This window comes from Croceivirga lutea, from assembly GCF_014235875.1.
In the GTDB taxonomy this organism is placed as follows: domain Bacteria; phylum Bacteroidota; class Bacteroidia; order Flavobacteriales; family Flavobacteriaceae; genus Croceivirga; species Croceivirga lutea.
On sequence record NZ_JACJUK010000001.1, the window covers coordinates 1 to 11,986 of the forward strand.

The window sequence follows — 11,986 nt, forward strand, 5'->3', positions numbered from 1 at the left end:
TTGATAGCAGTGTCCAACAAACTTTTAAAACAAGCATTTGCCATTGCAAAATCAGGGATACCCTATGATGAAAATTATGTGTCCAGATTAACTTAAAAGAACTTGTTTTTTAACTCAGTTCTTTGTTAGGCAACGTAATTTTCTTTCCAACCATTAGTTTTAGCAATCAATTCTGGATATAAACAAGATGAATTTCCGTCTTGAGAAACTAAAATTTTAATTGAATCTCCAATAGATTTGTTATTTGTCAAAGCGAAATTATTCGTCCTTGATTTTGCAACATTATTTCCGTATTCATAATGTACATCCATTGATGAACCGAATTTCGAAAATGTGAAACCTTTATTATGACTTATAGAGATTATTTTTCCTTCCATTATTCTGCCTGTCTTATATAAGGAAATTTCCTTATTTATTAGTGAGTATAGAAGATAGCAAAGAATTAGTCCAATCAAAAGAATGGCTCCAGCTATGTAATACATAAAATCCATACTAAACGAATACTGTTGAAATTCGGTTGGCATTGACTCTCCGTTCAAATGTTTAATTGGAATTATATCTCCGATTTTTAAATTATCAGTTTTTTCAGGTTCAAAAACACTAAACTTTGATTCCGTTTTCTGTCCGTTGTTGTCAAATTCATAAGTCAGAATTTGTGGATTATTTCCATTGATAGTTATGTTATCAATTCCTTTAATTCCAGTTAGAATGGCATTCGATTTTATTCCATCAGTTTCAATTTTTTCAGCGTTTTCAACAAATGGGAAGCTATTTCCTAATGAATTCATCATTAAGCCCATTGGAAGAAAAAGAAGTAATGCAAATGCGATTCCTTGAAATGCAAAGAGTAGTAGAATTGGTCTGATTTTGGCTCTTTGCCAGATGGTTTTGAAATTGGTTTTTCTATTTGTCAATATCGTTTGTCTTTATGTTGCCTAACGTTCCGGCTAAAAAGCGTTGCTGTCCCTTAGGGCAGCTATGATTTTTTAGCCATTGTTAGCCACTTTTTATTTTAATTCATTCCAAAAGTTTTCCATAATTCTGGATACTTATTTTGCAAGTCGTCACCTTCTTCATCCCATTCTAAACCAGTAATATCGATGTTTTCTCGGATTCCTTGTGGCATGTCATTTCCTGTCTTTTTTTCATAAGCATCAGTTGGAACATAGCTTAAACCTTCCCAGTCTCCATCATTCGTGTTTTCAAGCTGAGTTAATGTGCTGATGTCTTTAACTGCATTTTCAAAAGTTGATTTCCCTTGTCCTATCAGCCAACCTCTAAAGTCTGAAAAACAGTCGTCTGAACAACCACCATTAATGATGTATGCAGCGGCCCAAAAATCCCAGTTATATACTTCACCTCTTAACGTCCTGAACTTGTTATCAAATTCTAATATTTCGATAGCTGTCAATTTCAATAACTCCTTTTCTAGTTCGGTTTGTTGTTTTTCATAGTCGCCTGAGCTATTAGATTTAGAAGTAGCAATTATTTCCCAAAATTTATCTGAATCCATTAATTTCTCAGAATTTTGAACAGGTTCTTTTGGTGTACTACTCTGTTCTTTCTTCCCAAATAGTTTGTCAAAAATTCCCATTTCTCCTTTTTTATTATTTGATGAACAACTGAAGCTTGAAATAACAAGTACAAATAATATAAGCTTTTTCATCTCCTTCTAATTGTGGCTAACGGTCTCGTATAACCGTCAGTTACGGGTTAGTATGCGTTAATTTTCGGTTTGGCACTGACTTTGGCAATTCCGAGTGGATTCGGACGTAGTCGAATCCGCCGTAATTGCGGTTATACATTGTTGTATGTAGTGCTTTATTTTCCATCATACAATTCAGTCACTTTTTGTAAATCAGTCGAATCGTTTATTTCATAAAAATAATTCAATTGCCATTTTTGAGTTCGTTCAGCTTGTTTGTTTTTCGCAACATCCCATTTCGGATAAACTCGGAAACCTCTTTTCCCTTCTTTCTTTTCCGTTGATATAATTCCTTTTTTTACCAGCGTGGATTTTGGAAAGACAAACTGTCCAAATTCATTTTCAGTTCTCACGTTCACGGTATAAAAGTCAATTCGGTCGTTTTCGTTAAATGGCTCAATCGGTCCGTTTCCATTTCGTTTCCAAAACGTAACAAATTGTCCGACTTTTTTTGGTGTTATTTTGGCGTTTCTACTCAAAATATTCAGTCCGTTGAGTTGAAATCGGCAAGCATTATATTCATTACTTTCCATTTCGGTTTTGAAGTCCGAAATTTTAAGAGAGCATTTATCATAAATTTCCGCTTTGATTTGGTTTAGATTTTTGTCCATTTGCTCAATTTCATTCAGTTTTTCAATTTCCTCTGTTGCGTTTCGGGCATTACATACAACGTTTGGGCTATGATTTCGTTGTGGAATTTCACGCAGTGAACATTCCGCCCGAAATCTAACCTTAGCTTAAAAGTAAGGATTTCCGTTTAGGAAATCCGCCACAATGAATTATAGCCGGTGTTGTAAAACGTAATTTTATTTTTCAATTTGTCATAAGACATTATTCTAATTCTGTCCAAGTTTTTTCCTTTCAGAACACCTTTCACAGATTCCGTTTTGTCAATAAATTCAATGTAAGATTCTTGGCAAGCATAAAGGGAATAGTCGTCTATACTTTCATTTATTTGACTGAATTTTGAGTTTTCTGCTTGATGCAAAGAAAAAATATAGGTTTTTCCAGTTTCCATTCCGTCAATTTTACTTTTACAATCAAAAGCCCATTCCATTTCCCAGCCACCATAAATTTCAAAAGTTGTCCTGATTTCTTTTCCTTTTAAGATTTCCAAAACTTCGACAAGTATAGAATGTCCGAAACGTTTGTTTTTATCAAGTTCGTTTTTTAAAATAGATTGTCCATGTCGGTTGTAATAATTGTGTTTTAGAACTCTGGCTTTTATTACTAATTCACTGTCCTTACTTGCAGATATAAAAGTCCGATATTTTCCACAACTACAAGCAAATGACATTTGAAATGTCACAAGAATTATTAATATGCTGAAAGTCTGTTTCATTATGTTTTACAACATAGAAATATAAATCATGATTTATATTTCTTTTATATGTGGACCTAAGATAAGTGTTTTTCTAACCGCTAGGGTTAAAATTAGCAGTACTTAAATACCACCTTATTACAGTTTACTACATGCAATACATCTAAGTTAAAGCTTATAATCCTTAGCTTTTTTAATATCTTATGTTCTTTTTTGCAGTTGTACCATAATGTATATCTATCTAATTTATGAACATAGAAATTAAAGAACAAAACCACATAGGTTTTGCTGCAGCCACAGCAAATGACCAACGTGCCAGATTAAGTACATCCAGGTAAATAATGCATTTGTATAGTGGAACTATTAACGTAAATTCAGTACTAGATAAAGCAACCCGTTTTACTTTAATTTTTAATTGAAAAGATGAATATTCTTAAGAAAATAACAGTACTTAGTGCTGTTATTTGGACACTTTCTTCATGCCATAATGAGCCTAAAAAGCAAATAGAAACCGTACCACCCAATGTAATCATCATTTTAACAGATGACCAGGGGTGGGGAGACTTAAGCAGTACTGGCAACTCCAATATTGCTACACCCAATATAGATGGTATTGCGGCAAATGGTCTAAAATTCAATAACTTTTTTGTACAGCCAGTTTGCTCCCCAACCCGAGCAGAATTGTTAACGGGTATATACCACACCAGATTAGGGGTGTATTCAACCTCAGAAGGGGGTGAACGCATGAAATTAGGGGTAGAAACTATTGCCGATGTGTTTCAAAATTCTGGCTATGCAACAGCTGCTTATGGTAAGTGGCATAATGGTATGCAACCACCCTACCATCCAAATAATAGAGGTTTTCAAGATTTTTACGGATTCTGTTCCGGTCATTGGGGTAATTATTTTAGTCCTACCCTAGAACATAATGGAGAACTTGTGAAAGGCAATGGCTTTTTAGCGGATGATTTGGTTACTAGGGCTATTGATTTTATAAAAGCAAATAAAGAGACTCCTTTCTTTTTGTACCTACCTTTAAATACGCCACATAGTCCAATGCAGGTACCAGATTCATTCTACAAAAAGTTCGCAAATACCAGTTTAAAATTAAAAACTTCTGAAGATGAAGATGAACTATTTACCAAGGCTGCATTAGCTATGGTAGAAAATATTGATTATAATGTTGGGCGTCTACTAGACCAGCTAAAAAAGGAAAATAAACTTGAAAATACTATTGTTGTTTTTTTATCAGACAATGGTCCAAATTCAGTAAGATATAATGGTGGTTTACGGGGCATTAAAGGTTCAACCGATGAAGGCGGTGTAAAAACGGTTTGTTATATGCAATGGCCAAATAGCATTTCTAAAAAAAAGACAGTGAACACTATAGCTAGTGGTATAGATATTTTGCCAACACTAGCAACCTTGGCTAATATACCATACAATACAAAGGCATTAGACGGTAGAGATTTATCCAAAAGTATATTAAAAACTGAAGAAATAGAGAACAGAGTATTGTTTAATTACTGGAATGGAGGAACCAGTGTGCGCACACAAGATTTTCGTTTAGACCACGAAAATAGACTTTACAATATGCATACAGATATTGAACAACAAAACGATATTTCTGATAGCCATCAACAATTAAAAGACTCATTAATTAATTTAAAAGAGGCGTGGTTTACACTTGCCAACCTAAAAGAAGCCAAACAACAAAAAGTGCATTTTACGTTAGGATTTCCAGAAGCAAAGTACACCCAATTACCAGCTAGAGATGCAAATGCTACAGGACAAATTAAACGCAGTAATAAATGGCCAAACGATTCTTTTTACACCAATTGGGTGAGTGAGAAAGACTCCATTTTTTGGCCTGTAAAAGTTCTAGAAGATGGCAAATTTAAGGTAGTGCTCTATTACACCTGTAAAGCAGCTAATATTGGAACAACACTAAAGTTAATTGCAGAAAACAATGAACTAGAAAACGCAGTTACAGAGTCTTTTGACCCACCTTTGGTAGGGATGGAGCAGGATAAACATCCGCGAAAAGAATCTTACGTTAAAGATTTTAAAGCATTGCCAATGGGGCAATTAAACTTAGAAAAGGGCGAATACAATTTAACCTTAAAATCGCCTAAAATTGTTGGAAAACAAGGAATTGATTTTAGACTTTTGCAGTTTATAAAAGTAGAAGAGAACAACTACTAATTCAGACCTAAAAAGTAAAGGTTACCAATTTTTACATTAGTAACCCAAATACATATTAGTGGTTGCCTGGAATGTTTTCTGGCCATGAATTTCTGTATTCTTGCATGGAACGCTCATAGTCACTTGCCAAGTTATCAGCTTCGGTTTTTGAATATATTTCTTTAGCCTTAGGAAAAAAATCTTCTTCCTCATCTTCTAAATGATGCTCAACTTTTTCAAAAAGTTTTTCTGCAGTGGCAATCCAGTGAGGCGAACTCATATCTGTAGTGTCTAATTCTTCAATAAGTTCATCCATCTCATGATGTTCAGCCATACCATGTCTAGCATCTTCCTGCATTTTATCAGTTTCTATAAGGGGCGAATAAAAATAACGTTCCTCAGCTACGGTATGTACCTGAAGTTCTTTTTTTAGCTCTTCCCAGAGATTTTTACGTTCCTCTGAGGCACCAGAAGTCTCTTTTAATTTATCACATAAATCTCGTTGAATGTCGTGGTCTTTTTTAATGGCATTGTAAATTTTCATAGCTCTATTTTTAAGTAATTTTTATTAGCAATACATAAAGTTGTAAACGCATCAGCAAAGTACTAACAAGTAGTAGTGAAGGGTAGTTCGTTTGCATCAAAAGAGAACTCATTTCATAGAAATCGCAAAAAATTAACAAGAACGCTTAATAAGTACTGTGCAGGCAGGGTAGAATATTATAAATCGTTTAATTATCTTTAAAAGCCACTAGGCTAAGGAAATTCTAACGAAACTACTATTAAACTAAACTAAACAAATTCACATGCAGATTATTGAGAACTCCACCGTTTACGATGCCATTATAGTTGGCTCGGGAGCAGGAGGGGGTATGGCAACAAAAATACTCGCCGAGGCAGGATTAAAAGTTGCTGTAGTAGAAGCAGGACCGTTTTTTGACCCAGCGGACCCAAAACATCAAACCCAATTAAAATGGCCGTATGAGAGTCCTCGTAGAGGAGCAAGTACACGTTTTCGTCCTTTCGGAGATTTTGATGCCGCTTATGGTGGTTGGGATATTGAAGGCGAACCCTATACCCATGTAGAAGGCACAAAATTCGATTGGTTCAGGTCTCATATGTTAGGGGGTAGAACCAATCACTGGGGAAGAATTTCACTTCGTTTCGGACCTAAAGATTTTAAGCATAAAGATGTTGATGGTTATGGAGACAATTGGCCCATAGGTTATGAGGATATAAAACCGTATTACGATAAACTAGACAAACTAATTGGGGTGTTTGGAACTAACGAAGGGCTACCTAACGACCCTGATGGTTATTTTTTACCTCCTCCAAAACCAAGGCTTCATGAGCTTTTTTATATCAAAGGAGCTAGAAAATCGGGTATACCAGTTTATCCTTCTAGAATGTCGATGCTTACCAAACGTATAAATGATGAGCGCGGAGTATGTTTCTATTGCGGACAATGCAGCAGAGCATGTCAAGTCTACGCTGATTTTTCAGCAGGTACCTGTTTAATTTTTCCGGCCCAGAAAAGTAAAGGACAAGTAGACCTTTTTGTAAACTGCATGGTTAGAACCGTAACAACAGATAGTGAAGGTAGAGCTACTGGAGTATCGTACATTAATAAAGAAGACCGTAGAGAATATAAACTCAAGGGTAAAGTTGTTGTATTAGGAGCGTCAGCGTGCAGTTCGGCAAGAATTTTATTGAATTCAAAAAGTGAGCAACATCCTAATGGCTTAGGTAACAGTAGTGATGTCGTAGGTAAATATCTTCATGATTCTACTGGTGCTGATAGAGCTGCTTTTATTCCAGATTTAATGAATAGAAAGGTATCGTACAACGAAGATGGTGTTGGCGGAATGCATATTTATTCACCGTGGTGGGGAGACAATTCAAAATTAGATTTTCCACGCGGATACCATTTAGAAATTTGGGGTGGTATGGGTATGCCTAATTACGGTTTTGGTTTCAATGTAAACGATTTCAATAAATTCTTTGGAACCAAGGTGGGTGGTTATGGTGATATACTGCGTAGTGATGCTAAGAAATACTACGGTGCTACTATGGGCATTTCCTCTAGGGGAGAATCAATATCTCGTAAAGAAAACTACTGTGAAATAGACCCTAATGTGGTTGATGAATTTGGTATTCCGGTATTGCGTTTTCATTATAAATGGTCAGATTTAGAACGAAATCAAGCTAAACATGCGCACGATACTTTCGAAGAAATCATTCATAATATGGGTGGTGAACCTTTAGGTGAAAGACCAGGAGCAGATAAAAACTACGGTTTGCATACACCAGGTAGAATTATACATGAGGTAGGTACCACTAGAATGGGTGACAACCCTAAAACCTCTGTAGTTAATGAGTTTCAACAATTACATGATGTAGACAATGTATTTATTGTAGATGCAGGCCCTTTTGTTTCGCAGGCCGATAAGAACTGTACATGGACAATAATGGCACTATCATGGAGAGCCTCAGAACACATTGTAGAACAATTAAAAAAACAAAACATTTAAGCCATGGATAGAAGAAAAAGTATAAAGTCAATTGTGCTAGGTTCTGTGGCTGGCGGGCTAGCCTTAAAAGGTTGCAATACCGCACCAGAAGAAATTGAGCAAAGTGTAGCACAGGCCAATAAATTTTATGGCAGAACTCCGATGGAAAGAGAGCGAGACGAAGCCATTGCCTCTAAAGCGTTTTTTAATGACCACCAGAGAGAAACAATGGTGGTGTTGTGTGATTTAATTTTACCACCAAGCGAGGAGTTTAAAGGAGCCTCAGATGCAGATGTAGTTTCGTTTATAGATTTTATGGCATTTGATGGTGAAGTTGAAAATGAAAATCTTCAAACCGACTTGCGTGGGGGTTTAATGTGGTTAGACCATACCAGCAACGATTTGTATGAAATGGATTTTAAATCTGCCACACCAGAACAACAAAAAGCTATTTTAGATAAAATTGCGTATTACAATCCCGAAGAACCTTGGGATGAAAGACCCTTTGAAGTTAACTTCTTTTCTATAGTTCGTAATTTAACAATGACAGGTTTTTATACCTCAGAAATAGGTATTGAAGAATTGGGTTATAAGGGTAATCAGCCCAACGTATGGGATGGTGTTCCAGAAGAAATATTGGCACAACATGGGGTATCTTATGAACCAGAATGGTTGGCCAAGTGTGTAGACCAAAGCAAACGCAATATAAAAGCAGAGTGGGATGAGAACGGTAACCTCCTCACTTAAAATATACTACCAGCCAAAAACGAAAAGCACCGAGAAATCGGTGCTTTTTCATTTTTAAAAAGCCCATTTTAAACCTGTAAATTTGTAGAAACTGAATTAAACTGAATGAAGTCTCCGGAAATTTATAAACCTAAGAACAAAGTAAGAATAGTTACTGCTGCTTCGCTTTTTGATGGTCATGATGCGTCTATAAATATCATGCGTAGAATCATACAAGCAACCGGTTGTGAAGTTATTCATTTAGGTCATGATAGAAGTGTTGAAGAGGTGGTAAATACTGCAATTCAAGAAGATGCTAACGCCATTGCTATGACCTCTTATCAAGGCGGGCATAACGAATATTTTAAATACATGTATGATTTACTTCAAGAGAAAGGAGCTGGTCATATAAAAATATTTGGAGGCGGTGGTGGTGTAATTCTTCCAGAAGAGATTAAGGCTTTAATGGAATATGGAATAACCCGAATTTACTCTCCTGATGATGGGCGAGAAATGGGACTGCAGGGCATGATTAACGATTTGGTTCAAAAATCAGATTATCCTATCGGAGATGAGCTTGCAGTTGATATCAAGAGGTTGCAAGCACGTGAACCAGGAGCTATAGCTAGAGTTATTTCTGCAGCAGAAAACTTCCCAGAAGTTGCTGCCGATATTTTAACTAAAATAAAAAACAGTAATAAAACGGCTACCACTCCGGTATTAGGTATTACGGGTACTGGTGGTGCAGGTAAATCTAGTTTAGTAGATGAATTGGTTCGTAGGTTTTTATTAGACTTTCCTGAAAAAACTATTGGCCTCATATCTGTTGACCCCTCTAAACGTAAAACTGGTGGAGCCCTTTTGGGAGACCGTATTCGCATGAATGCCATAAACGATTCAAGAGTTTATATGCGCAGTTTAGCTACCCGCCAATCAAATTTAGCATTATCAAAATATGTAAATGAAGCTATTGAAGTACTTAAGGCAGCAAAATTTGACTTGATCATCTTAGAAACTTCAGGTATAGGTCAATCTGATACTGAAATTATTGAACACTCTGATGTTTCGTTGTATGTAATGACACCAGAATTTGGTGCAGCTACGCAATTAGAAAAGATAGACATGCTAGATTTTGCTGATTTGGTAGCCATTAACAAGTTTGATAAAAGGGGAGCTCAAGATGCATTGAGAGACGTTCGCAAACAATATATGCGTAATAACAACTTGTGGGATATTCCACAAGAAGAATTGCCCATTTTTGGTACCCAAGCCTCTCAGTTTAACGACCCTGGAATGAACAGCTTGTATTCCAGAATATTTAAAACTATAGCAGAAAAAACAGGTGCAGATTTTATAACTACGTTATATACCGAAGAAGGTGAGAGTGAAAAAATATATATTATTCCTCCAGCTCGTGTGCGTTATTTATCAGAAATAGCGGAAAATAATAGAAGCTATGACAGCATGGTGAAAGCGCAAGCTGAAATTGCAGAGCAGTTATTCGGTTTTTATAAAACTATTGCAGCGTTAAGTAATCAAAATCCTGAATTAACAAAGACAGGTATTGAAATAAATTCCGCTAAAATATCCGAGGAAAAAAGCTCGGTCGTAAAGGTATTACTAGCTGAATTTGACCGTGCTAAAATGAATTTAAATCCGCACCATTGGGAACAAATTTTAAACTGGAGCAGTGTTGTAGAAAAGTATAAGGCACCAGAATATATTTTCAAGGTGCGTGATAAAGAAATTCGGATGGATACGCATACCACTTCGTTATCACAAAAAGAAATTCCAAAGGTGGCACTGCCTAGGTTTAGCTCGTGGGGAGATATTTTAACATGGTTACTACAAGAAAATGTACCGGGAGAATTTCCGTATACTGCAGGTTTATATCCGTTTAAACGTAAAGGGGAAGACCCCACAAGAATGTTTGCCGGTGAAGGCGGTCCAGAGCGTACCAATAGAAGATTTCATTATGTAAGCTTAGAACAACCCGCCAAGCGTTTATCAACAGCGTTTGACTCTGTAACTTTATATGGTAACGACCCTGATTACAGACCAGATATTTATGGTAAAATTGGTAATGCAGGGGTTTCTATTTGTTGTTTAGATGATGCCAAAAAACTGTATTCAGGATTTAATCTTGCTGACCCTAAAACATCAGTAAGCATGACTATAAATGGCCCAGCACCTATGTTGTTGGCCTATTTTATGAATGCAGCAATTGACCAACAGTGTGAGATTTACATCAAAGAAAACGGCTTAGAAAAAGAAGTTCAGTCAAAAATTGATGCTATTTATAAAGACAAAGAAAGGCCAACCTATTTTGGGGAGCTGCCAGAAGGTAATAATGGTTTAGGATTGTTTTTACTGGGCGTTACTGGTGACCAAGTTTTGCCTTTAGAAGTTTACCATACTATTAAAGCTACTACCATTTCTCAGGTTAGAGGTACCGTACAAGCTGATATTTTAAAGGAAGACCAAGCGCAAAACACCTGTATTTTTTCTACGGAATTTGCTTTAAAGCTAATGGGTGATGTGCAAGCCTATTTCATAGCTAACAATGTTAGAAACTTTTATTCGGTTTCCATTTCTGGGTATCATATAGCAGAGGCTGGTGCAAACCCTATAACACAGTTGGCTTTTACCTTAGCTAACGGATTTACGTACGTAGAATATTACTTAAGTAGAGGAATGGATATTGATAAATTCGGACCTAATTTATCATTCTTCTTTTCTAACGGAATAGACCCTGAATATGCTGTTATTGGTCGTGTGGCAAGAAAAATTTGGGCAAAAGCCATGAAATTAAAGTATGGTGCTAGTCCGCGTGCTCAAATGTTGAAATATCATATTCAAACTTCAGGTAGAAGCTTACATGCTCAAGAAATTGATTTTAATGACATTAGAACCACTTTGCAGGCGCTGTATGCCATCTATGACAATTGCAATTCTTTACACACCAACGCTTATGATGAAGCTATAACAACCCCAACCGAAGAGTCTGTAAGAAGAGCAATGGCTATTCAATTAATTATTAATAGAGAACTGGGTTTAGCTAAAAATGAAAATCCGTTACAGGGTTCTTTTATTATAGAAGAGTTAACAGATTTGGTAGAAGAGGCCGTACTTCAAGAGTTTGATAGAATTACAGAACGAGGCGGTGTTTTAGGCGCTATGGAGACTATGTATCAAAGAGGTAAAATACAAGAAGAAAGCTTGCATTATGAAACGCTAAAACATAATGGTGAATATCCTATTATTGGGGTAAATACCTTTTTGAGTAGCAAAGGCTCTCCAACGGTTTTACCACAAGAAGTAATTAGAGCTACAGAAGATGAAAAAGAAAATCAAATTAAAACCTTAAACAATTTACATAAAGCTTGGAATACAAAAGAAAAGCTTGGTCAATTGCAACAGGTAGCTATGCGTAACGAAAATATTTTTGAAGAGCTAATGGAAGTAAGCAAATATTGTTCTTTAGGTGAAATAACGAACGCACTTTTTGAAGTAGGCGGGCAATATAGAAGAAATATGTAA

General features: G+C 36.0%; 9 protein-coding genes. 4 read left to right on the top strand and 5 right to left on the bottom strand.

Annotated features, from left to right (window positions below; genetic code table 11):
- Window positions 1–125 precede the first annotated feature (125 nt).
- From H5V42_RS00005 to H5V42_RS00020, 4 genes are all read right to left on the bottom strand, one after another.
- Window positions 126–914: a hypothetical protein gene (locus tag H5V42_RS00005; RefSeq protein WP_185781057.1), complete on the bottom strand. Its 789-nt coding sequence runs from the start codon at window positions 912–914 to the stop codon at window positions 126–128.
- A gap of 98 nt (window positions 915–1,012) precedes the next feature.
- Window positions 1,013–1,666 (bottom strand): DUF4240 domain-containing protein, encoded by a 654-nt coding sequence (locus H5V42_RS00010; protein WP_185781058.1) that lies wholly within the window; start codon window positions 1,664–1,666, stop codon window positions 1,013–1,015.
- Between the two features lie 155 nt (window positions 1,667–1,821).
- A complete protein-coding gene (locus tag H5V42_RS00015) occupies window positions 1,822–2,316 on the bottom strand; it encodes a MepB family protein (protein ID WP_185781059.1) in 495 nt (164 codons plus the stop codon).
- A gap of 146 nt (window positions 2,317–2,462) precedes the next feature.
- On the bottom strand, window positions 2,463–3,047 hold the full coding sequence (locus tag H5V42_RS00020; protein WP_185781060.1) for a hypothetical protein: 585 nt from the start codon (window positions 3,045–3,047) through the stop codon (window positions 2,463–2,465).
- 402 nt (window positions 3,048–3,449) lie between these two features.
- On the opposite strand from H5V42_RS00020, the gene H5V42_RS00025 reads away from it, so the two are divergent.
- Window positions 3,450–5,231 carry an arylsulfatase gene (locus H5V42_RS00025; RefSeq protein ID WP_185781061.1) on the top strand — a complete coding sequence of 594 codons (1,782 nt, stop codon included), beginning with the start codon at window positions 3,450–3,452 and terminating at the stop codon, window positions 5,229–5,231.
- A gap of 55 nt (window positions 5,232–5,286) precedes the next feature.
- On the opposite strand, the gene H5V42_RS00030 is transcribed toward H5V42_RS00025, so the two are convergent.
- Window positions 5,287–5,754 (bottom strand): hemerythrin domain-containing protein, encoded by a 468-nt coding sequence (locus H5V42_RS00030; RefSeq protein ID WP_185781062.1) that lies wholly within the window; start codon window positions 5,752–5,754, stop codon window positions 5,287–5,289.
- A gap of 262 nt (window positions 5,755–6,016) precedes the next feature.
- On the opposite strand from H5V42_RS00030, the gene H5V42_RS00035 reads away from it, so the two are divergent.
- From H5V42_RS00035 to H5V42_RS00045, 3 genes are all read left to right on the top strand, one after another.
- Window positions 6,017–7,741 (top strand): GMC family oxidoreductase, encoded by a 1,725-nt coding sequence (locus tag H5V42_RS00035; protein WP_185781063.1) that lies wholly within the window; start codon window positions 6,017–6,019, stop codon window positions 7,739–7,741.
- 3 nt (window positions 7,742–7,744) lie between these two features.
- Window positions 7,745–8,467 carry a gluconate 2-dehydrogenase subunit 3 family protein gene (locus H5V42_RS00040; RefSeq protein WP_185781064.1) on the top strand — a complete coding sequence of 241 codons (723 nt, stop codon included), beginning with the start codon at window positions 7,745–7,747 and terminating at the stop codon, window positions 8,465–8,467.
- Window positions 8,468–8,572: 105 nt separating this feature from the next.
- Window positions 8,573–11,986, top strand: coding sequence for a methylmalonyl-CoA mutase family protein (locus tag H5V42_RS00045; protein WP_185781065.1), 3,414 nt, complete (start codon window positions 8,573–8,575; stop codon window positions 11,984–11,986).